The organism is Sulfurimonas sp. (genome assembly GCF_029027405.1).
Lineage (GTDB): Bacteria > Campylobacterota > Campylobacteria > Campylobacterales > Sulfurimonadaceae > Sulfurimonas.
The window spans coordinates 26,390-46,575 of the sequence record NZ_CP093396.1; the positions used below are offsets into that span (position 1 = coordinate 26,390).

Sequence of the window (20,186 nt, forward strand, 5' to 3'; positions counted from 1 at the left end):
TAGCTTTAATAAGAAATTTATAAATTTTATTTAAGTTATTTTTAGATATATTATATTTTATTTAATAATAAGGTCTTTTATGGAAAATTCTGTATTTATGACAATCAACGGTTCAACACAAGGTTTAATTACAGAAGGTGCTTTTACGCCTGACTCAGTTGGAAATATTTATCAAAATGGGCATGAAGATGAAGTGGCAATTAAATCTTTTGATTATGGAACTTCAACTCCTCTAAATCAAGCAGGTCAAATTTCTGGACAACGTTCACATCAACCATTAAGTATTGTTAAGCATCAAATAAAGGTGAAACACTTACATCAGTTGAGTTAAAAGTATATAGAACTTCATATATGGGAAAGCAAGAACATTTTTATACTATTGCTTTAGAAGATGCTGTTATATCAAGTCTTACGGCATCAAGTAATGGAAGTGAACCTGTAGAATATTTGAATTTTTCTTATAGAAAAATAGTATTAAGACATGAAACATCAAGTACCTCTAGTTCAGATGATATTAGAACAGGTGTACCTAGTTAGGAGGCAGTAATGAGCGATGTTGTAATTCCAATTGTTTTTCCTGATTATAAAATTTCTGTTAGTGTACCTAAAGCTAAGTTTGACCCGATTCCATATTTTGAATTTGATAACTTTTCTACATCAGCATACAAAGAACGCTTTTCAGGTTTAGGTCATGCAGGTATTCTTTTTATTAATGGTCAAACAGGTTCTACTAAGTATTTTGAATATGGACGCTATGACCATCCAGCATACTTAGGCAAAGTTAGAAAAATTATGAATCTTCCTAATGTGATTATTTCAAATGGAAAAATCAACTTACAATCTTTGAAAAGAACACTTTATGTGATTTCAGATAAGTCTGGTCATAATACTAGAATTCAAGGTGTTTATATTGAGGTTCCAAATAAATTCGATACTATGCTTGGTTACGCTAGATTAAGAAAAGAACAAAATAAAAATTCTAACAGAAAACCTTACAACATACTTTCTAATAGTTGTGTCCATTTTGCAAAAGAAGTGACTCAAAAAGCAGGAGTAAATACTCCTTGGATGATTGACCTTAGACCAAATTCTTATATAGGAGAGTTCAGAGATGACTTTATAGACCTTGATTTTAATTTTCATAAAAATCAGTTAAAAATTGAAGGAAAAGGAGTATTTTAATGCTGTATAATATTAATAAGCTTAAAAAAAATATCTTATTATTAATAATATCCTTATTCTTTTTTGGTTGTGATATTCAAATAGGACAATTCCATGATGAAAATGCAACTAGACATGAAAATATACCAAAAAGTGCTATGTGGATTGGTGGTTTAGATGGTGGTGTTTATATTGATATAAAAAAACTACCGATAGATGAAAAAACTATATATAGGGCAACAGTATTTTATGAAAGTGGATCTATTGACTACAATGGCACATTAAAAATAAATTTATTAGGAAAAAACTTTAACTATTCTGATGTCAACGCATACTCAGGTTGGGATGGAGATACGTTGTATTTACGAGATGGAAGGTTTTTACAAGTTGTTAAGTAAATTATTTACATTAGTTCTATTGCTTACTAATGCTTGTGCAAGTAATGATTTAAACACAAAAGCACAAGAAATAGAATCAAAGTTTTTAAAAGCAAAGCTAACTCGACTGAGCGATATTGATTCCTCTATTAAAGTAAATTTAGTTAACTCAAACACCGATAACAACTTTTTTAAGATGAATTTCTATGGAAACTTAAATGAATGCTATTTACAGAAAAAAATTATTTATAAGTTAAAAAAGGCACAAGCATTTTTAAAGAAAAGTAATCCTAACTTAAGCTTATTATTAATGGACTGTGCAAGACCAAGAAGTGTTTCTTGGCAAATGTACAATAAACTAAAAGGGACACCCTTTGAGAAATATGTGGCAAATCCTGCAACGGGTTCAATGCATAACTATGGTTCCGCAGTAGACATAACTTTAATTAATGCTAATGGGTCTCACTTAGATATGGGGATGAATCCATTTTATAAAAATAGATTTGAATTACTTTACGCTGTAACAAAAAATAAGTTATTTCCATCTTTATCAAAAGAACAAAGTAAGAATAGACTTCTTTTAAAGTCTGTTATGGAAAAAGCAGGCTTTAAATCTATTAAACTTGAGTGGTGGCACTTTAATGGTTTTTTAAAAAAAACAATTAGAAAGAAATATAAGATTATAGAATAACTTTTCCGTATTTTAATATTCAAATGCATTCAAAAAAGTCAGCTTTATAAGCCTATAATATATCTTCCAGTATAGTAAACTAACGACTAAGTTAAGCTTCACTTAGATATATCTCATAAATCCACTTGTAGATTTCTGGAAGATGTCTTAGCATGAGTCTCCTGTCATTTGTTTGAGCAGTTATGATTATGAAAATTTTACCAAAATTTTTTATAATGGTGAAGTAGTTTATGAAAGAGCAAAAGCAAGACTTTTTCGTTTTGGTGATGAGCATAAGTACATGAGTGAAGGAAGTGGTGCAAAGAAATAAAAATTATGAGAAAATATATGGATGTTGGGATAGTGTAAGATAACTCTAAAGTTTTGTTATTCTTCGTAATGAGTCCACATTCTTGATATTCTTACAAGTTTTTCATCTTCAATAATTTCATAAATTATTCGATGTTTAATATTTACTCTGCGTGAGTATGAACCGCTTAAGTTTCCAACTAGTTTTTCATATGGAGGTGGTTTTTGAAATGGATTGTTTTTAATAAGTCCAATTAATTCTTTGGCTTTTTTATCTAAAGAAGCAGATGAAAGTTTTTTTGCATCTTTTAAAGCTTGTTTTGAATAAATAACTTTGTAGGCTACCATTCAATATCTTCACTAAATTCGCTATTAGGAGCATCCATAGCTTCTTTTATAGAAGTTGCCATACCTGGTATAGCGTTTAAGAATAAGGTCTCTTCAATCGCGTTCCAGTCTTCTTCACAAAGCATTACAACATTATTTCTTTTTCCAGTAATCATAATAGGTTGATGCGTTTGGGCCGTTTCATCCATTATTTTATAAATGTTTATTCTAGCTTGACTCACTGTCATTACCTTTGTCATAATCAGTCCTTTTTATAATAGTACCAAATATCGTACGCTTAGTCAAGTTTTAATTTATTATCCTTATGATGAAGAAAGTTAAAGCATAGTGCAAAGATGAGTTTTAGATATAATTGCAATCTAAATTAATTTTAAAATATATGGATGTTGGCGTTGGATAGAATAACTGCAAGTAAAACAGCAAGATTAGCAAATGAGTGTCATCAAAATTTTTCTTTGAGTGATGATGTAAAAGATGCCATTGCTAAAACAAATAGAGAAGAGTTTGTTCCATCAGGATTTAAACATAATGCTTATAAATTAGATGCTTTGCCAATAGGTGCAGCACAATACATAAGCTCTCCTTTAACGGTTGCCAAAATGACTCAATATTTAGAGCCAAAAGGTGCAGATAGAGTCTTAGAAATTGGTTGTGGCAGTGGTTACCAAGCAGCGGTTTTGTCACATCTTTTTCGTGGTGTTTTTAGCATCGAACGCATAGAATCCTTGATGTTAGAAGCAAAAAAAAGATTTAGAGATTTAAATATTAATAATGTCCATACAAGAACAGATGATGGACAAAATGGCTGGATACAATATGCTCCTTATGATAGGATTCTTCTTTCTGCATCTACTAAAGAAATCCCACAAAAATTGTTTGAACAGTTAGCGGATGGTGGAATTTTAGTTGCTCCTATTGAAAAAGCAAACAAACAAGTTATAACAAGTTTTAAAAAAAATGGCAGCTCAATAAAAGTTAGTGAACTTGAATCATGCTTATTTGTTCCTATATTAAATGGAATACAAAAGTAAATTTTATGATGAAAATATTAGTATTAATAACTATTCTTACGACACTTCTTTTTTCCTCTTCAAAAAATTTTGAGAATGCTTATAGACTTTATAAAAATGCTGAATTTGAAAAATCATTTGTTATATTTGATGTTTTGGCAAAGAATGGAGATGCAGATGCCGCTTATTTTTTAGGTAAAATGTATAAAAATGGAGAGGGTTGCCAAAAAGATAAAGAACTTTCTGCGAAGTGGTATAAAACTTCTTCAAAAAGCTACTATAATCAGATGAAATATGATACTTCAAGAGATATTGATAAAGAACAAAGAGAGCTGTATAAAAGTATAGAAAAATCTAAAGACTCACAAACTCAAGATACAATAAGACAATATACACAATCTCTTTACAACATAAAAGCATATAAAGCGAACTATTTTTTACCTCTTAGTTATTTAACAAATGGAACCTATGCCGATACAAATAGTTATAAGACAAAAGAGATAGAAGCAGAGTTTCAAGTGAGCATAAAGTTTGATTTTGCTTCAGATTTGTTGGGATTTGGCGAGATTTATTCTGTCGCTTATACTCAACTGGCTTTTTGGCAACTCTATGCTGATTCGGCATATTTTAGAGAAATAAATTATAACCCAGAGCTTTATATTATGATTCCTACTTCTGAGTTTAATGATGGTAAGTTTTTAAAAGCTGTAAAGTTTTCATTTGAACATGAATCAAATGGTAGAGGTGGTGATGAAGAAAGGTCATGGAATCTCTTAAGCAGTAGTTTTTATTTTCAGTATAAATATATATTTTCTGAATTGAAGTTGTGGTATAGGTTGGCTGACAACTTTGATTATAACCCTGATTTAATTGATTATATGGGACATGGGCATCTAAAATTTATATTTCCATATAAAAAGCATTTAGCAGAGCTAAAGTTGAGACATAACTTTTCTAATCATAGTGCGATCGAGTTAAGCTACAGCTATCCTATTTTTGGCAGAAAAGATTTATTTTTATATGTAAAAGGCTTTAGTGGTTATGGAGAAAGCTTGATAGATTATGACAATAAAGTAGATAAAATCGGAATCGGCTTTAGTATATCAAGATAATAGTAAAGACAAATTATAGTAAAATATCAATAATTTAATTTAGGGAAGATGTATGGAACAAATGTATGGCATCGAGTATTCTAAACCAGAAGTGATTTTACTTCAAGATACTGGTATCGGTGTTGCAGAAACAGCGGCTAGAACTTGTTATGACTCTTTTTCAAATAGTGAAAATGAAGTTATAAACTATATCGAAGATAATCTCCCAGATGCAAATATGTGTGATGATATAAACTCAATCGAGGACTCAAGTCTTTTGGGCGATTTATCTTGGACATATTTTCATCACTCTATTTTAGAACATGCTAATTTATCTTTTTTAATAAGAGGAACATCAAGAGGAGTTCTTCAAGAACATGCCCGTCATCGCATCCAAGCCATAAGTGTTAGAAGCACTCGTTATACGATGAGTTCAATCATAAATGCTTTTGTAGCCGCACAAGGTGATAAAGAATTTTTTATAAATAAGATTTTGAGTTTTGATATGTTTGTTACTTGTGATGAGGGTTATAACAGAGTTGAGATAGCATCTATGTTTGATAAGCTAAGCTATCAGCAAACAAAGGTAGAAGATTTCAATTCTATCTCTGTTGCCAAAAGTTCTCTTGGATTTTTGCAGGATTTTAAAAATGATTCAGATGGGCTTTTTGTGGCGCTTCAAGCTGGAAAGAAAAAAAGAAATGTTGGAGATGCTTTTAAGCATATAATTACGGATAATGTAAAAGTTGATATGGTTGTTACTTTTAATCTTAGAAGTTTAAAAAACTATTTTACACTTAGAGATAGTGGTGCCGCATATTTTCAAATTCGTTGGCTTGCTCAAGAGATGATGAAAGTTACTCCTAGTAAATATTTAGATTTGATTGTAAAGAAGAAGTGAAAATTATGTATAAATATATTTTAGTATTAGCATTTTTATTTAGTGGATGTTCTCATCTTACATTTAATGCGTCTATGTGCGAGCAAATTGCATCTGAGCCAAATACTGTGATGCCTGAGGAGTGCAGAAACTACAATGAAGAAGAAGCGGACAAAGCTTTTAATCAGACTAAGCATAAACAAGAAAGTGAAGTTGATTCTCTCGAGTTTAATAAAGCTAAAAATTAAAAGATTCTGTCTTAAGAATTTTTAATTTTGTTACTTCTTTATTGTTTTGAAGATTTAGTTTTTTAGCTGCTTCCTTAGAAATTCTTCTAACTCCTAAAATTAATGTCACTTTATCCCCAGTTAAAATTTTACTCTTAAAAGTCACATCTTTTTTCGCATAGATTAGAGTGTCTTTTAGTGTTTCATTCGCTAACCAAGGCATAACTTCTTTTCCATCTTTTGCTAAAATTCTTGTAAAGATAAAAGGTTTTAAGTTGATGGTTTTGGAATCTCTTAAAATATTGACCTGTAAAACACCCTCTCTAAAAGCTTGACCAAAAAGAGCATGATTTGATTTGTTTATGATTTTTACACTAAAATTATTTTCTTGTCTTTTTATACTAAAATCAATATATTTACCCATCTCTTTATTCATATGATAGATGCCAGCAATCCCATGAAAAGCGTGAGTTTTGCTCTCATTTAAAGTAACTTTTGTTCCGCTGACCTGTGGCATATGACAAGTTACACAAGTATTTTTATCTTTCTTGTCAATCATAGCATCTAGCATTGTAATATCAAAATTATGCTCATTATTTACATGCGAATGACAACCCATACAAACATTTCCATTATAGTAGTTTTCATTATTATAGTCTATCTTATGGAAAGGTGAGTTTTGTGACACTTTAACCAAGCCAAAAAATGAGCTTTTTGTTGCATATTCAGCTTTTTTTGAGCCTTTTTTTTCTTTTTGCGCAGTATAAAATTCTCTATTTTTATTTGTTATTAGGTTAGTGTTTGAACTATCCCCTTCTTCTACTGTTTTGATAGTATGACAATAGACACAAGAGATAGGCTCTTCTCTTTGAATTTTATTATCTTTTAAAATACCTGTTTGCATAAGTTCTTTGTCACTTGGAGAGTGACACTTAGCACAGCTATATCCATCTGTCCCTTTAGGATGTTTGTCCCAAAGGGCTTTATGAATAGGATTATTTACAGTTGAAGCTTTGCGATGCGAAGACTTGCAGTATTCATCATATATGATAGGATGACATTTTTGACAAACTTTACTTTCATTTGCGTAAGCAAATGAGGACATTAAGAGAGCGAGTGTTATATATATTATTTTTTTCATGTGCGGATTTTAGCATAAAGCAAAATCTAAGTTATTAATACAAATCAAGAAGGTATAATTTCATGATTAATAAATGAGGCATGATTTGATGAGTATAGAAAAAGAGTTAATATCAAGAAGTGGAAATAAGTGTGAACTTTGTACAAATATCGAAGATTTAAGTGTTGTAGAAGTTTCTCCATCTGATGGTAGTGCTGATAAGGCTATTTATATTTGTGAAAAATGTTCTAGTGAGATATCTAAAGAAACAGATTTTGATGAAAATCATTTTAACTGTTTAAACGATAGTATGTGGAGTGAAGTTCCTGCTGTTGTTGTTACGACTTATCGTCTTTTAAATGCTCTTAATCGTCAAGATTTAGTTGATATGATGTATATGGAAGAAGATGTAAAGACTTATGCGAATGCACAAAAGATTGGAGTAGATGCAGATGCTCTTATTTATAAAGATGCAAATGGAGTAACACTTAGAGCTGGAGATGCTGTTGTAATTACAAAAGATTTAGATGTAAAAGGAACAGGTTTTACAGCAAAACGCGGTACGGCAGTTAGAAATATAGGTCTGGTTGCAAATGATTCAGAGCATATTGAAGGTCGCGTAAATGGTGTTAAGATTCATATACTTACAAAATTTTTAAAAAAGTCGTAATATTTATGCAATCTAATGAACGATTTCATAAGATAGACAAGGATTTTAGAAATCCTTATGCGAGAGATAGAGATAGAATTATTCACTCTGGAAGCTTTAGAAAACTGGAATACAAAACACAAGTTTTTTTAAATCAAGAAGGTGATTTTTTTAGAACTCGCTTAACTCACTCTTTAGAAGTTTCTCAAATCGCACGATCTATTACTTCTCATTTAGGTTTAAGAGAATCCTTAGCAGAAGCCATAGCTTTAGCACACGATTTAGGGCATACCCCTTTTGGACATATTGGTGGAGATACTTTAGATAAGTGTTTAAAAGAAGATGGTTTTAAAAATGGTTTTGAGCATAATTATCAAAGCTTTAGAGTTGTATCATCTTTAGAAAAAAGATATAAAAATTTTGATGGATTAAATTTAACCTTTGCTACATTAGAAGGAATTTTAAAACATTCATATCCCTATAAAAAAAGTTTTCTGCCATCTTGGATAGATGAAAAATTTAATCTTGATACGCATCCATCTGTTGAAGCTATGATAGTTGACCGTGCTGATGAAATTGCTTACATGAGTCATGATATAGATGATGGTATAAACTCTGGACTTATAAGTTTTGATGACTTAAGAGAGAGTGAATTAATACAAGAAATACTGCAAAAAGTTTATGATGAAGATATATCACAAGATGAAGATGAGATGTTTCGTTATCGTTTTAGCTCACATTTTATAAATCATCTTGTATATTCTCTTTTGGATTACTCAAGAAAAAAAATAGAAGCTAAAGAGGAGTTTCCTATAGGTTTTGATGCTACATTAGAAACGAAAATAAAAAAGCTAAAAAAGCTACTTTTGAATAAACTTTACCAGCATAAAGAGATAGTTATTCGAATGTTTGCAGGAAAACAGGCAATAAAAGGTCTTTACAGCGCTTTAATGCAAGAGCAAAAAATGTTACCTAAATTATATTTTGAGCAGTTAGAAAAAAGACACGAACACCGTGTAGTAGCGGATTACATAGCATCTATGAGCGACAGATATGCACTGAGTTTTTACAATGAAATGTATGGAAAACTATAACTATATAGTTTTTTATATAATAAAATATATAATAACTGATTTAAAATGAAAAATTAGAATTTGACAGTAAGGAAATGGGACTTTATACTTTAAAGATATGTCTCAAATAAAGAGTTTAATTATTGGTCAGGTAAAGTTTTGAGGGAAGTAAGTTAAGCCCGAAGGCTTATCTTATAGGCGTGATTCGTAGCGTCTCATCATATAAAGACGCTTAAGCATTTTCTTACGAGAAGCTATTTTGAATTTCTTACGCTTTTCAGTTTCTGTTTCATGGAAACGGCGAGCACGAGCTTCAGTAACTATTAAGTTACGGTCAGTCTGCTTCTTGAAACGGCGGTAAGATGCATCAAAATTATCATCTGAACGAAGTACTATTCCTGGCATATCACATCACCCACTTTCTTTAAAAATTTGTCGAGACGGAATTATAACTAAATCTTGCATAAATTCAAAATAAGTTAAATCAGACAATTTTTGTCCTTTATTGATTCATATCAATATTGATTCTTTTTAAATCGGATAAAATTCCTCCGATTTAAAAATTTAGAGTGTGATGCACTCTTATCAAGGATAAAATATGACAAAAATAATTTTAGCAATAGCTTTAACAATAGCTGCCCTTCAGGCTGCAGATGTAGTAAAATATGATATTAGAGAGACAAAAAAACCTCAAATTACTAAACCAAATCATCCAACTACTGAGCTCTATATAAATAAATAATATTTTTGCTCCTTTAATGTTTTTTGAGTATAATTATTCTTAAAAAACTAATGGGAAGAAAAATATATAATGATAGCGCAAGACTCCATAGAAGCTCTAAAAGCACGACTTGATATAGTTGATGTAGTTGGTTCTTATGTGGAGCTAAAAAAAGCAGGTGCAAACTACAAAGCACCTTGCCCTTTTCACGATGAGAAATCCCCATCTTTTGTAGTAAGTCCTCAAAAACAAATATATCACTGTTTTGGTTGTGGTGCTGGTGGAGATAGCATCAAGTTTACTATGGAGTATGAAAAACTAAACTACCCAGAAGCTTTAGAAAAGTTAGCAGATACTTATAATTTTATACTTTCATACACAGATAACAAACATAATAAACCTCGTTCTCAACTAATGGATAAATTAAACGAGTGGTATCAAAACTTACTAACATCAAAACAAACGGCACTAGCATATATAAAAGAGCGTGGCATCTATGAAGGAAGTGTAGAAAAGTTTGGAATCGGTTATGCTCCAGATACTTCCTCAACAATCAACTATATAACATCCGAGCAATTTAGTATAAATGAAGCTGTTGAGATGGGAGTTGTTGGGTACAATGAAGATAACAGAACTTCTTATGCAAGGTTCATTGAGCGGGTTACTTTTCCTATACATTCAGCGAATGGTTCAATTGTTGGTTTTGGCGGAAGAACTATAACAGGACATCAAGCAAAGTATGTGAACTCCCCACAAACATCTTTTTTTAATAAATCTCGCCTCTTATATGCTTATCATCATGCCAAACAAACACTATATAAAACAAAAGAAATAATCGTTACAGAGGGTTATCTTGATGTTATTATGCTTCATCAAGCAGGTTTTACAAATGCAGTTGCAACTTTGGGAACAGCACTAACACAAGAGCATTTACCGCTTTTAAGAAAAGGAGAGCCAAGAATTGTTATGGCTTACGATGGAGATAAAGCAGGTAGAACAGCCGCTCTTAAAGCATCTAGGCTATTGAGTGCTGGTGGATTTAGAGGAGGAGTAGTCATTTTTTCAGATGGCCTCGACCCTGCTGATATGGTAAATAAAGGAGCTGTTGAAGAATTGTCAAATATGTTTAGAGAGGCAAAATCTTTTATAGAGTTTGTGCTAGAAGAGATTTTATCTTCATACAATCTTCGTGATCCAAAAGAAAAAGAAGATTGTATGCAAGATGGAGTATCTTTTTTAAAGACTCTTTCTCCTCTTCTACAAGAAGAGTATAAAACTTTTTTGGCTTCTCGTTTGGGTGGATTGGGTGTTAGTCCTTCTTTAGTTAAGATTACGCAAACAGTTTCAAATCAAAATACCCCTTTAATTCAAAAAAACACTCATAAAGATATGTGGGAACTAAGTTTAATAAAGACAGTTTTGGAGCATCCAGAATTAATTAACCAAATCTTAGATGCTCTTGATGCAACTCTTTTACAGTTTCATTCACAAGAATTTTCTCTTGCCCTTTTGGGTAAAACAGATGAACCACAAATAATGGCAATTATGGTTGACGAACAGATAAAAGCATTAAAAGATGAAGAGGCTTTAAAAGCAGAACTCATTATATTTTTAACAAGACACTATGAGAGAGAATTGAAAAGAGTACCGCTACAAAATTCTATCCCTTTTGAGGAAAAAGCATTTTATATTCGAAAGATTCATAGAAAGATAATGAAGCTAAAACAAGGCGAATTAGTACCTTTTGAAGACTAAGTTTTAATATTTTATAAATTTTTGATATACTGAGATTACATAAATAAAACAAGGAAGTACTCATGGCTGGTATTCACTTTCAATTTGAAGATTTTAAACAACTTCTTCGCTTAAATATAGGTATTGCTGATAGACTTGATGAAAATAGAGCAGAAAGTTTTACTATCTTATATTGTGATTTATCTTCTCAAAAAGATGATAAAATAGAGGCGGCCTTAGAGAAAATACTTAGAGCTTCTGACACAATAGCTAATAAGGAAAAGGATTACTTTTTTGTTTTTCCCTATACTGATAAATATGGAGCAGAAATTGTAAAAAAACTATTTGATAATTTTTTTGGTAGTTTTTTAAACTCTTTTCTTATAAGTTATCCCGCTAATGGAGAAAGTGCAGACGAATTAACGGCTGTTTTACAAAATAGTGTAAAACATTTTTGTAAAAAAGATTTAGACTACTTAGATTTACTAAAATAATCTTTAGAGTTTTTATAAAACTCTATTGCATCCGCGATTCTTTGTTCCTTATAAACTTTTTTATCACATACTAATCTACATTTTATTTTTTTATTTTGAGAAGCTTTTTTATTTTCAATACTTTGTTTTTTTTCAAACACACTAAGGTTAAACTTTTTTGCTTTTTTGGTTTCAAAAGGACTTGAAGCGAACATTAGCAAAGGAAAAAGTAGACAATACATTCTAATCATACTTATAGTATCGACAAGAGATAACTTTTATTAAATAAATTTTATGGAATAATTAATGCTTGAATATATTAAAATCCCCATTTTAAAGGGTTGAAAAGGAGTAAAAGATGATTTCATTAGAAACAAAAGCTGATGTGACTCCATCTTTACCTTTAAGTTTATCTACTCCAGATGAAGAGTCAACGCTCTCTTTCTCGGAGCTGCTTAGAGGAGCCGGTAAGAAAGATGATAAAGTTATTCAGAATGGTATTTTAGTCTTATCTCTTGGCGTAGATGAAAAAGATATACAAACTACTTTAAAATCAAATAAAAAACAAGACACACTCCTTTCTTTATTAAAAAATGATGAAGCAGTAAATGCAGAGACTAAAGAAACTTTAGAATTAAATCCAAAGTTAATGCAAAACTTGAGTTCAAAAGAATTAAAAATTTTAGTAGCAGATGCTAAACAATATCTCAAGTCTAAAATTATGAATAGTGATGGTTATAAAAAACTAGATTTAGAAAGATTTCCTAAAACGCTAAAAGGGCTAGCATCATTAGCTAAGAAAGTTGGTATTGATATCTCTAAAATAAGTATACAAGAGGTAAGAGAAACAAACTTAAAAACAAATGAAATAAAAGTAAAAAACACAGATGCTAAAGAGTTAAAAACAACGGAGACTAAAGAACAACATCTTGTAAATAATAAAAGTACAAAAGTACAAAAAACACAAATAATACAAAGTCCAACAACTCAAGAAAATACTCATAAAACAACAAAAACAGTGAAAGAGGTTGGCACACTAAAGACTCATGAAGACAGCACCCAAGAAGATAAAAAAACAGTTGTTAGTAAAAATATTGCAGAAGTAAAACCAACTCTACTTTTCAAAGCACAAAATATTAAAGAGTATACAACAGAGCAAATAGTTCAGGCAAAACAGTTTAAAATAGAAGTAAAAACACCAAAAGAAAAAGCAGATGATACTCTTAAGCTACTGCTCCGTGGTGAAAAAGTGACTCATAGTTCTTTAACAGCGGATTTTTCCGTAGCAACAGCTAAAGTAATAGCTCCAAAAATAACAAGTGATATATCAAAATCATTAGAAGTTTTACTTCATGGTGAAAAAAATGAATCATCTCAAACAAATGTAAAAACAGATTCTATCTCAACACATAAAACAGATAGTTTTGAAGTGAAGTTAAACGAAGCTAAACAGATGATTAAGTATATTTCACAAGATGTAAAAACAGCATTGCAGGAGTATAAGTCACCATTTACTAGAATTAAAGTTCAATTAAATCCTCAGAAACTTGGAGAGGTTGATTTAACTATTGTTCAAAGAGGTAAAAATTTACATGTAAATATTAGCTCAAACAATACAGCAATAAATACTCTTGCAATGAATGCAAGTGAGTTAAAAACCCAACTAAGTAACAGTGGAATAAATAATGCTACATTAAACTTTAATAACTCTTCACAAAACAGTGAACAACAATCTTCACAGCAACAAAACCGCCAAAATGAGCGAAAAGCTGAAGAAGAATATGCGATTCACGGGCAATTTGATAAGGAAGAGACAAATGAAGAGATTTTAAGCTCTTTAGAAATTGTAGTTCCTAACTACGCATAAAGGATATGAAATGGCAATTAATGCAGTAGGTCAAGACCTAGCGACATATGGTAGGGTACAGACGAAAAAAGATACCGAAAATAAAGGTATTTTAGGCAAAGATGATTTTATGAAACTTCTTTTAGTGCAGCTTCAGCATCAGGACCCGACAGAGCCTATGGATAGTCAAACTATTTTAACTCAGACTTCTCAGCTAGCAACCTTGGAAGCTTCGGGAAATACCAATAAAGCTTTAACAAACTTAGCTACTTCTTTAAAGGCATCCCAAAATTTTTCATCAGTTGCAGCAATTGGTAAAACGGCAGATTTAGGAAGCAATGCTATCGGATATAAGAAAATGTCTACAAGTACATTTGAAGTTTATTTCCCACAAGAGATAAAAGTTGGTACTGTAGAAATTCTAGATAATAAAGGTAAAATAATTGCTACTATGCCTATTGACATGAAGGATAAAGATGGTAAAGCCTTAGATAAAAAGGCTTCTGGTGTGTATAAGTTTGATTGGGATGGTAAACTTACAGGCGGGGCTACTGCTGAAAGTGGAATATATTATGTGACTGTTAGTTATAAGAATCCAAAGGGAGAAGCTCAAACTACTAGACTTGGAACTTATCCGATAACAGCCGTAAGGTTTGAAGATGGTAATGTACAAGTTAAACTAGGTTCAAACTATGTTCCATTAAATAAGGTAAAAGAAATTTATTAAATGTAAAGGAGTTCGTTATGATGACTCAAGCTTTTTATTCAGGTATATCTGGTTTAAAATCAAATCAAACAGGTATAGATATTGTATCAAATAATATAGCAAATATTTCAACTGTTGGTTTTCGTGGCTACAATGTGGAGTTCTCTTCAATATTTGAAAAATCCATAAACACTGTTGTAAACTCTTCAACTTATTCCTCAGTTGGGGTTGGGGTTAAAGTTACCGCATCAACAATGAATAGAGATATTGGTGTGATTCAACTAGCAGAAAGTAGTACAAATTTAGCAATAATTGGTAATGGCTGGTTCGGAGTTAAAGGTGGAGCAGAAACACAATATACTAGAGCAGGTAATTTTACTTTTGATAGAGATAATGATTTGGTAACGCCTGATGGGTATTATGTTCTTGGAACAAAGGGGGGAAATATTAGTGATGATAATGTCTTAACCACTGTTTTAGTAGGAGTTCCTTTGGGAAATGTAGATACTCAAGAAAAACTTCGTTTTCCAAAAAATTTAACATACCCGTCAAAAGCAACAACAACGGCAAAATTTATGGGAAATATTGGCAATGAAGCAGAAGTAAGAACTATTGGGGCTAGTGTAATTGATCCACAAAATAATAAAAATCATTTAAGATTAGAGTTTACAAAAAAAGCTGTACAGACACCCCCAGGAAGTCAATGGGATGTAAAAGCTACAACACAAACGCTAGATGGGACAACAATTTATGATACAAAAACAGGTGTTGCAAATTTTGACTCAAAGGGTGCTTTGATAAATACTACTTTGACAAATATTGATAATAATGGAGCAAGTGTTGCTATTAATTTAGGTAGTGACTTTGATGGTGTAAAAGCAATTGCAAACTTGTCAATTAGTGCTTCTTCTACATCAGATGGAACACAAGGCGGTGATTTAAGAGGTTATAGTGTAAATAAAAATGGAGAGGTTATTGCAACTTTTACAAATGGCTTGCAAAGTAGTGTTGGTAGAATTGCTGTTTATCACTTTAGAAATGAGCAAGGACTTGAACGCGCAGGTGGAGTAAGATTTACTGAAGGAAGCAATAGTGGAGAGCCAATCTTTTATAAAGATGCAAATGGTCAAAATATTATAGGCACTGATCTAGCAAATTTCAATCTGGAAGGCTCAAATGTTACCATGACTCGTGCACTTACTGAGCTTATTATTCTTCAGCGTTCTTATGATGCAAACTCAAAATCAATCACAACGGCTGATCAAATGATGCAAAAAGCCTTACAGATGGATGCATAAAAGTTGGAACACTAAATGCTGTACATCCTTTACTAATAGCTATCATTATAAGATAGTAAATAAAGGATAGAAGATGCTTAAATCATTATTTTCTGGTGTGTCCGGGCTACAATCGCACCAAGTTGCAATGGATGTAGAAGCAAATAATATTGCTAATGTAAACACAGTAGGTTTTAAATACTCTCGTGCAAATTTTTCAGATCTCCTTGCTCAAACAAAGGCTATTGCAACGGCTCCACAGGGAGAGTTAGGTGGTAAAAATCCTGTTCAAGTTGGACTTGGTTCTACCGTTTCTTCAATGACTCGTATTTTTTCACAAGGTTCAGTTCAAAATTCTGATAAAAATACAGATGTTGCAATTCAAGGAGATGGTTTTTATATTGTTTCTCCAGATGGTGGAAATACTTATAAATACACTCGTGCAGGTGACTTCAAATTTGATGCAAAAGGAAACTTTGTGGATAATAATGGATTTATCGTTCAAGGTTGGTTGCGTGATTCTATAACTGGTAAAGTTGACGCAACTGCACCAATTACAAATATTAATATTCCTCCAGGATTAACAACCCCAGCAAGCGCAACAAAACAGGTTGTTTTAAAAGCAAATTTAAATTCTGGTCCAACTGTTGATAGTTTTTCTCCAGCCTATCAAATAAATTCAGGAAGCACAAATATTCAACCAGCGGCTGTTGACGCAAACGGAAATGCAATTTCTGCAGGAAATATAGGTGTAATGTTTAATGAAGTAGGAGAAGCTTTTGCAATTCAAGAAAATCAGGGTGTTTGGGCTTCATTCTTAAGTTCTAAATTGACAGCAGGAACAGTTGTAGCTAATACAGCTTTAGATGTAACTTTTAATGTAGACCCAGAACTTGGGATCCCTGGTAATGCTGTACAAGTTACAGCAGTTGCAGGGGCAACTGTAGCAGAGACAGCAAATAATTATGTAAATGCAATTAATGCAAAAAGTTCAATAACTGGCATTGCAGCTTCAGTAGACGCTGCTAATGAAATAACATTTATTAATACAAATGGCTCAAATACAGCTTCTCATAATATAAATTTTGTTGTTGCTTCTGGGTCAGGGTTGGCATCAGGCACCAATGTTACTGCGCATAGATATCAGTATAATAAATCTTCGGCTGCTAATATTGCCGGCGGAGATAAAACTTTTACATCTATGGCAGATTTGAGAAAATGGATGGAAGATGAAGCTAGGAATCAAGGTTTTATTAGTGGTGGTACCTTAACCAATGGTATTACGGTTGAAGTTAATGACGCTGGAAAATTTGTTGTTAAAAATCCAAATAATGGTGTTGATGATTTTGATATAAATCTTAAAATTACAGCATATACAGATAAAACAATAGGCGCAGTTATAACAAATAATACTAAATTTACGAAAAATATGGAAGCTTTAAGTACTGTTCTTCCTCAAGCTAGTGGTGGTCAAGCAAGTTCAGGGAGTTTCAATGCGGCAACACACTCAAGTTCAATTGATGTTTTTGATTCACTTGGTTCTAAACATACACTTAGAGTGGTGTTTAGAAAAACACAACTTGATATTTCAACTGGTAGTACATGGGATATGCAAGTAAGTGTTCCTTCTCCAGCAACAATTGACACAACCCCACCATTTAATGAAAAAACAGGTTCTATTCGTTTTAACAATGATGGCTCTCTATCTACTTATAATCCACCAAACATCTCTTTTTCTGGGAATAATGGTTCGGCACCAAATCAGCAAGTAAATTTGATTTTTGGTTCTGGAAGCTCTTTTAATGGAATGACAAGTTTTGACTCAAAGTCATCAACTTCTAAAATTGCTCAAGATGGATATACTGGTGGTGATTTAGTTGGAATACGAATTGATCAAAGTGGTACTTTAGTTGGTTCTTTTTCAAATGGTCGTTCTTTTGCTCTTGCACAAATTGGTATGGCAAAGTTTACTAACAATGAAGGATTATCTACAGAAGGTGGAAATATCTTTATTCAAACTGCCAATTCAGGAGACCCTATTATCGGGACAGCTGCATCGGGAGGTCGTGGTTTTATTCAGGCAGCAGCTCTTGAAGCTTCAAATGTTGACCTTTCACGAGCATTAACTCAGCTAATTATTATTCAAAGAGGTTTTCAGGCAAATGGTAAAACAATTACTACATCTGATCAACTTCTTCAGACATTGATTGGATTGAAAAACTAGTTTCAATCCGTCCGCTAAAGGAAGTAAATTCCTTTAGCTTCGCTTGGACTGCTGTGGTCACTAAAGCTAAGCTCTTTCGAGCTAGATTTTTTTCTTTTTAAACTCATTACGATATAATTCATGTAATATTTTACATTAGGAATTATTCACATGCAATTCTCTGCTCCCCTTAAATCAAACTCAAAAAAAGTAATGTTACTAGGTTCTGGCGAACTTGGAAAAGAAGTAGCTATTGAAGCTCAAAGATTAGGTCTTGAAGTTGTAGCAGTTGATAGATATCAAAATGCTCCAGCTCATCATGTAGCACATCGTTCATATGTTGTAAACATGCAAGATAAAGATGCTCTTTTAGAAATTATATATCGTGAAAAACCAGATTTTATATTACCTGAAATAGAAGCTCTGTCTATTGATGCCCTTTTCGCAGCAGAGGATAAAGGTTACAATATTATACCAAATGCATCTGCAGTTAGCAAAACTATGAATAGAAAAAATATTCGTACATTTGCGGCAGAAGTTTTAAATCTCAAAACAGGTCCTTATGAATTTGTATCAACTGAGGAAGGACTTAGAGAAGCATCTAAACGAATGGGTTACCCTTGTGTAATCAAGCCTGTTATGAGTTCTTCAGGGCATGGACAAAGCGTACTTAAATGTGAAGAAGATATAGGTAAATCTTGGGAGATAGCAAAAGAAGCAAGAGGCGATGCAAGTGAGTTAATAGTTGAAGCTTTTGTTGATTTTGATTATGAAATAACTTTGCTAACTGTTAGAAATGGAGAAGAAACAGTTTTTTGTGAGCCAATAGGACATGAGCAAAAAGATGGAGACTATGTTTTTTCATGGCAACCAATGCAAATGAGTGAAGTTGCAAAACAACGCGCACAGGAGATGGCAAAAACTATTACAGACGGGCTTGGTGGTCGAGGTCTTTTTGGAGTAGAGCTTTTTATAAAAGGTGATGAAGTATATTTTAGTGAAGTTAGTCCTCGTCCACATGATACGGGAATGGTTACTTTAATAACTCAGTCCCAAAGTGAGTTTGCATTACATATAAGAGCCGTTCTAGGACTTCCATTAGGTTTTACATTTTATGGAGAGGGTGCATCTGCTGCTTTTAAAACAAGCAAGCATAATTACGCTCCTGTTGTGGATGTGGATGAAAGTCTCTTTAGCGATAACTCTTTTGTAAGAATTTTCTCAAAACCAGAGGCACATGAAGGCAGAAGACTTGCAGTTGCTCTTGTATTTGATGAAGCTCAGAGTGCATTAGAGAAATCTCGTGAACTTATCCAAAAGATAAGTGATTCTTAAATGATAAAAACTAAAGTTCAATGCAGGAAGGCACTAAATGCCGAGTAGTAAAATAGTTCTTTTAGATGCTCTAACTTTCGGTGAAACAGATTTAAGTGCTTTTGATAGTTTAGGTGATGTTAAAGTTTATCAAACAACTTCCGCTTCTCAAACACAAGAACGCATAACAAATGCAGATGTTATTGTAACTAACAAAGTTGTTATAACAGATGAAAATATGAAAAATTCCCCAAGTTTAAAACTTATATGTGTCGCAGCTACTGGCATGAATAACATTGATTTAGAGAGTGCAAAAAGTAGAAATATAAAAGTAAAAAATGTAGTTGGTTATTCAACTGCCTCTGTTATACAACACACATTTTCAATGCTTTTTTATCTTCTAGGGTCTTCAAGATATTATGATGATTATGTAAAAAGTGGGGAGTATGTAAAAAGTCCTATCTTTACAAATGTATCAAAACCATTTTTTGAAATCAAAAATCAAAAATGGGGAATTATTGGACTTGGAAATATTGGTCAAGGAGTAGCAACCATAGCATCTGCGTTTGGTGCGGAAGTATGTTACTACTCAACAAGTGGAAAAAATCATTCTCAAGCGTACAAACGAGTTGAGTTAAGTGAGCTTCTAAAAACTTGCGATATTATATCAGTTCATGCACCTTTAAGTGAGAAAACAAAAGACCTTTTAGATTATGAACAGTTGTTAACTTGTAGAGATGCGGCCTTTGTTTTAAACCTTGGGCGTGGAGGTATTGTGAATGAAGATGCAGTCGCTAAAATAATTGATGAAAAAAATATCTCATTTGCTTTAGATGTTTTAATCAAAGAACCAATGAGAGAAAATCATAAATTATTAAATATAAAAAATCATAAAAATTTGTATATTACCCCTCATATTGCTTGGGCATCTGTTGAGGCAAGAGATACTTTAGTAGCATCTATACAACAAACTATACAAGAAGAAAACTTTTAGTTG

The 20,186-nt window shown here is 32.1% G+C and carries 26 protein-coding genes; 21 read left to right on the forward strand and 5 right to left on the reverse strand.

The features are described 5' to 3' along the window. The first annotated feature begins 79 nt into the window (after nucleotides 1–79). The 6 genes from tssD (at nucleotide 80) to MOV42_RS00135 (ending at nucleotide 2,539) form a co-directional block, all read left to right on the forward strand. Nucleotides 80–331, forward strand: coding sequence for a type VI secretion system tube protein TssD (gene tssD / locus MOV42_RS00110; protein WP_324171791.1), 252 nt, complete (start codon nucleotides 80–82; stop codon nucleotides 329–331). Between the two features lie 20 nt (nucleotides 332–351). Next, nucleotides 352–537 (forward strand): type VI secretion system tube protein Hcp, encoded by a 186-nt coding sequence (locus MOV42_RS00115; protein ID WP_324171792.1) that lies wholly within the window; start codon nucleotides 352–354, stop codon nucleotides 535–537. Nucleotides 538–546: 9 nt separating this feature from the next. After that, complete coding sequence (locus MOV42_RS00120) at nucleotides 547–1,182, forward strand: hypothetical protein (protein WP_324171793.1); 636 nt, start codon at nucleotides 547–549, stop codon at nucleotides 1,180–1,182. Continuing rightward, nucleotides 1,182–1,559 (forward strand): hypothetical protein, encoded by a 378-nt coding sequence (locus MOV42_RS00125; RefSeq protein ID WP_324171794.1) that lies wholly within the window; start codon nucleotides 1,182–1,184, stop codon nucleotides 1,557–1,559. Before MOV42_RS00120 ends, MOV42_RS00125 begins: the two co-directional genes overlap by 1 nt. Continuing rightward, nucleotides 1,549–2,229, forward strand: a complete 681-nt coding sequence (locus MOV42_RS00130; RefSeq protein WP_324171795.1) for a M15 family metallopeptidase — start codon at nucleotides 1,549–1,551, stop codon at nucleotides 2,227–2,229. The genes MOV42_RS00125 and MOV42_RS00130 overlap by 11 nt, the downstream gene beginning before the upstream one ends. Nucleotides 2,230–2,401: 172 nt before the next feature. Beyond that, nucleotides 2,402–2,539 carry a hypothetical protein gene (locus tag MOV42_RS00135; RefSeq protein ID WP_324171796.1) on the forward strand — a complete coding sequence of 46 codons (138 nt, stop codon included), beginning with the start codon at nucleotides 2,402–2,404 and terminating at the stop codon, nucleotides 2,537–2,539. A gap of 56 nt (nucleotides 2,540–2,595) precedes the next feature. Here the strand turns inward: MOV42_RS00135 and MOV42_RS00140 are convergent, their stop codons facing one another. Continuing rightward, a complete protein-coding gene (locus MOV42_RS00140) occupies nucleotides 2,596–2,865 on the reverse strand; it encodes a Txe/YoeB family addiction module toxin (protein WP_324171797.1) in 270 nt (89 codons plus the stop codon). Then, nucleotides 2,859–3,104 carry a type II toxin-antitoxin system Phd/YefM family antitoxin gene (locus MOV42_RS00145; RefSeq protein WP_321779536.1) on the reverse strand — a complete coding sequence of 82 codons (246 nt, stop codon included), beginning with the start codon at nucleotides 3,102–3,104 and terminating at the stop codon, nucleotides 2,859–2,861. The genes MOV42_RS00140 and MOV42_RS00145 overlap by 7 nt, the downstream gene beginning before the upstream one ends. A gap of 144 nt (nucleotides 3,105–3,248) precedes the next feature. Here MOV42_RS00145 and MOV42_RS00150 point away from each other — a divergent pair, with 144 nt between their 5' ends. Genes MOV42_RS00150 through MOV42_RS00165 form a run of 4 tightly spaced genes read left to right on the forward strand, consistent with a single transcriptional unit; the run spans nucleotide 3,249 to nucleotide 6,094 of the window. Continuing rightward, nucleotides 3,249–3,896, forward strand: coding sequence for a protein-L-isoaspartate(D-aspartate) O-methyltransferase (locus MOV42_RS00150; protein WP_324171798.1), 648 nt, complete (start codon nucleotides 3,249–3,251; stop codon nucleotides 3,894–3,896). 5 nt (nucleotides 3,897–3,901) lie between these two features. After that, on the forward strand, nucleotides 3,902–4,987 hold the full coding sequence (locus tag MOV42_RS00155) for a phospholipase A (protein ID WP_324171799.1): 1,086 nt from the start codon (nucleotides 3,902–3,904) through the stop codon (nucleotides 4,985–4,987). A gap of 52 nt (nucleotides 4,988–5,039) precedes the next feature. After that, nucleotides 5,040–5,867: an FAD-dependent thymidylate synthase gene (locus tag MOV42_RS00160; RefSeq protein WP_324171800.1), complete on the forward strand. Its 828-nt coding sequence runs from the start codon at nucleotides 5,040–5,042 to the stop codon at nucleotides 5,865–5,867. 5 nt (nucleotides 5,868–5,872) lie between these two features. Continuing rightward, complete coding sequence (locus MOV42_RS00165; protein WP_324171801.1) at nucleotides 5,873–6,094, forward strand: hypothetical protein; 222 nt, start codon at nucleotides 5,873–5,875, stop codon at nucleotides 6,092–6,094. Here MOV42_RS00165 and MOV42_RS00170 read toward each other — a convergent pair. Further along, nucleotides 6,084–7,214 (reverse strand): multiheme c-type cytochrome, encoded by a 1,131-nt coding sequence (locus MOV42_RS00170; protein ID WP_324171802.1) that lies wholly within the window; start codon nucleotides 7,212–7,214, stop codon nucleotides 6,084–6,086. The two genes, MOV42_RS00165 and MOV42_RS00170, sit on opposite strands and share 11 nt — an antisense overlap. 88 nt (nucleotides 7,215–7,302) lie before the next feature. Here MOV42_RS00170 and MOV42_RS00175 point away from each other — a divergent pair, with 88 nt between their 5' ends. Further along, entirely contained in the window at nucleotides 7,303–7,863 is a 561-nt protein-coding gene (locus MOV42_RS00175) for a PhnA domain-containing protein (protein WP_324171803.1), read from the forward strand. 5 nt (nucleotides 7,864–7,868) lie between these two features. Beyond that, entirely contained in the window at nucleotides 7,869–8,936 is a 1,068-nt protein-coding gene (locus MOV42_RS00180) for a dGTP triphosphohydrolase (protein ID WP_324171804.1), read from the forward strand. A gap of 171 nt (nucleotides 8,937–9,107) precedes the next feature. Here MOV42_RS00180 and rpsU read toward each other — a convergent pair whose 3' ends face one another. Then, nucleotides 9,108–9,320 (reverse strand): 30S ribosomal protein S21, encoded by a 213-nt coding sequence (gene rpsU, locus MOV42_RS00185; RefSeq protein ID WP_008340937.1) that lies wholly within the window; start codon nucleotides 9,318–9,320, stop codon nucleotides 9,108–9,110. 193 nt (nucleotides 9,321–9,513) lie between these two features. Between rpsU and MOV42_RS00190 the strand changes: the two genes are divergently transcribed. The 3 genes from MOV42_RS00190 to MOV42_RS00200 all read left to right on the forward strand — a co-directional run bounded on the left by MOV42_RS00190 (nucleotide 9,514) and on the right by MOV42_RS00200 (nucleotide 11,864). Next, the gene (locus MOV42_RS00190; protein WP_324171805.1) at nucleotides 9,514–9,657 is read left to right on the forward strand and encodes a hypothetical protein; all 144 of its coding nucleotides are present in this window, start codon (nucleotides 9,514–9,516) and stop codon (nucleotides 9,655–9,657) included. Between the two features lie 69 nt (nucleotides 9,658–9,726). Continuing rightward, nucleotides 9,727–11,391, forward strand: coding sequence for a DNA primase (dnaG, locus tag MOV42_RS00195; protein WP_324171806.1), 1,665 nt, complete (start codon nucleotides 9,727–9,729; stop codon nucleotides 11,389–11,391). Nucleotides 11,392–11,453: 62 nt separating this feature from the next. Further along, the gene (locus tag MOV42_RS00200; RefSeq protein ID WP_324171807.1) at nucleotides 11,454–11,864 is read left to right on the forward strand and encodes a hypothetical protein; all 411 of its coding nucleotides are present in this window, start codon (nucleotides 11,454–11,456) and stop codon (nucleotides 11,862–11,864) included. On the opposite strand, the gene MOV42_RS00205 is transcribed toward MOV42_RS00200, so the two are convergent. Next, nucleotides 11,843–12,094: a hypothetical protein gene (locus MOV42_RS00205; RefSeq protein ID WP_324171808.1), complete on the reverse strand. Its 252-nt coding sequence runs from the start codon at nucleotides 12,092–12,094 to the stop codon at nucleotides 11,843–11,845. The genes MOV42_RS00200 and MOV42_RS00205 overlap by 22 nt on opposite strands. Before the next feature lie 107 nt (nucleotides 12,095–12,201). Here MOV42_RS00205 and MOV42_RS00210 point away from each other — a divergent pair, with 107 nt between their 5' ends. From MOV42_RS00210 to MOV42_RS00235, 6 genes are all read left to right on the forward strand, one after another. Further along, nucleotides 12,202–13,710, forward strand: a complete 1,509-nt coding sequence (locus tag MOV42_RS00210) for a flagellar hook-length control protein FliK (protein WP_324171809.1) — start codon at nucleotides 12,202–12,204, stop codon at nucleotides 13,708–13,710. Between the two features lie 10 nt (nucleotides 13,711–13,720). Next, nucleotides 13,721–14,416, forward strand: a complete 696-nt coding sequence (locus MOV42_RS00215) for a flagellar hook capping FlgD N-terminal domain-containing protein (protein WP_324171810.1) — start codon at nucleotides 13,721–13,723, stop codon at nucleotides 14,414–14,416. A gap of 17 nt (nucleotides 14,417–14,433) precedes the next feature. Then, on the forward strand, nucleotides 14,434–15,693 hold the full coding sequence (locus MOV42_RS00220) for a flagellar hook-basal body complex protein (protein ID WP_324171811.1): 1,260 nt from the start codon (nucleotides 14,434–14,436) through the stop codon (nucleotides 15,691–15,693). 73 nt (nucleotides 15,694–15,766) lie between these two features. Then, nucleotides 15,767–17,896 (forward strand): flagellar hook protein FlgE, encoded by a 2,130-nt coding sequence (gene flgE / locus MOV42_RS00225; protein ID WP_324171812.1) that lies wholly within the window; start codon nucleotides 15,767–15,769, stop codon nucleotides 17,894–17,896. 150 nt (nucleotides 17,897–18,046) lie between these two features. After that, nucleotides 18,047–19,210, forward strand: coding sequence for a formate-dependent phosphoribosylglycinamide formyltransferase (gene purT / locus MOV42_RS00230; RefSeq protein ID WP_324171813.1), 1,164 nt, complete (start codon nucleotides 18,047–18,049; stop codon nucleotides 19,208–19,210). Nucleotides 19,211–19,247: 37 nt separating this feature from the next. Further along, on the forward strand, nucleotides 19,248–20,183 hold the full coding sequence (locus MOV42_RS00235) for a D-2-hydroxyacid dehydrogenase (RefSeq protein ID WP_324171814.1): 936 nt from the start codon (nucleotides 19,248–19,250) through the stop codon (nucleotides 20,181–20,183). Nucleotides 20,184–20,186: the final 3 nt, after the last annotated feature.

Coding starts and splice junctions, on each gene's coding strand:
- MOV42_RS00190 (WP_324171805.1), top strand. CDS start 9,514: ATGACAAAAATAATTTTAGCAATAGCTTTAACAATAGCTGCCCTTCAG.
- MOV42_RS00115 (WP_324171792.1), top strand. CDS start 352: ATGGGAAAGCAAGAACATTTTTATACTATTGCTTTAGAAGATGCTGTT.
- MOV42_RS00175 (WP_324171803.1), top strand. CDS start 7,303: ATGAGTATAGAAAAAGAGTTAATATCAAGAAGTGGAAATAAGTGTGAA.
- MOV42_RS00145 (WP_321779536.1), bottom strand. CDS start 3,104: ATGACAAAGGTAATGACAGTGAGTCAAGCTAGAATAAACATTTATAAA.
- MOV42_RS00170 (WP_324171802.1), bottom strand. CDS start 7,214: ATGAAAAAAATAATATATATAACACTCGCTCTCTTAATGTCCTCATTT.
- MOV42_RS00155 (WP_324171799.1), top strand. CDS start 3,902: ATGATGAAAATATTAGTATTAATAACTATTCTTACGACACTTCTTTTT.
- MOV42_RS00125 (WP_324171794.1), top strand. CDS start 1,182: ATGCTGTATAATATTAATAAGCTTAAAAAAAATATCTTATTATTAATA.
- MOV42_RS00215 (WP_324171810.1), top strand. CDS start 13,721: ATGGCAATTAATGCAGTAGGTCAAGACCTAGCGACATATGGTAGGGTA.
- MOV42_RS00200 (WP_324171807.1), top strand. CDS start 11,454: ATGGCTGGTATTCACTTTCAATTTGAAGATTTTAAACAACTTCTTCGC.
- MOV42_RS00220 (WP_324171811.1), top strand. CDS start 14,434: ATGATGACTCAAGCTTTTTATTCAGGTATATCTGGTTTAAAATCAAAT.
- MOV42_RS00235 (WP_324171814.1), top strand. CDS start 19,248: ATGCCGAGTAGTAAAATAGTTCTTTTAGATGCTCTAACTTTCGGTGAA.
- MOV42_RS00160 (WP_324171800.1), top strand. CDS start 5,040: ATGGAACAAATGTATGGCATCGAGTATTCTAAACCAGAAGTGATTTTA.
- flgE (WP_324171812.1), top strand. CDS start 15,767: ATGCTTAAATCATTATTTTCTGGTGTGTCCGGGCTACAATCGCACCAA.
- MOV42_RS00120 (WP_324171793.1), top strand. CDS start 547: ATGAGCGATGTTGTAATTCCAATTGTTTTTCCTGATTATAAAATTTCT.
- tssD (WP_324171791.1), top strand. CDS start 80: ATGGAAAATTCTGTATTTATGACAATCAACGGTTCAACACAAGGTTTA.
- MOV42_RS00165 (WP_324171801.1), top strand. CDS start 5,873: ATGTATAAATATATTTTAGTATTAGCATTTTTATTTAGTGGATGTTCT.
- dnaG (WP_324171806.1), top strand. CDS start 9,727: ATGATAGCGCAAGACTCCATAGAAGCTCTAAAAGCACGACTTGATATA.
- MOV42_RS00150 (WP_324171798.1), top strand. CDS start 3,249: ATGTTGGCGTTGGATAGAATAACTGCAAGTAAAACAGCAAGATTAGCA.
- rpsU (WP_008340937.1), bottom strand. CDS start 9,320: ATGCCAGGAATAGTACTTCGTTCAGATGATAATTTTGATGCATCTTAC.
- MOV42_RS00180 (WP_324171804.1), top strand. CDS start 7,869: ATGCAATCTAATGAACGATTTCATAAGATAGACAAGGATTTTAGAAAT.
- MOV42_RS00140 (WP_324171797.1), bottom strand. CDS start 2,865: ATGGTAGCCTACAAAGTTATTTATTCAAAACAAGCTTTAAAAGATGCA.
- MOV42_RS00210 (WP_324171809.1), top strand. CDS start 12,202: ATGATTTCATTAGAAACAAAAGCTGATGTGACTCCATCTTTACCTTTA.
- purT (WP_324171813.1), top strand. CDS start 18,047: ATGCAATTCTCTGCTCCCCTTAAATCAAACTCAAAAAAAGTAATGTTA.
- MOV42_RS00205 (WP_324171808.1), bottom strand. CDS start 12,094: ATGATTAGAATGTATTGTCTACTTTTTCCTTTGCTAATGTTCGCTTCA.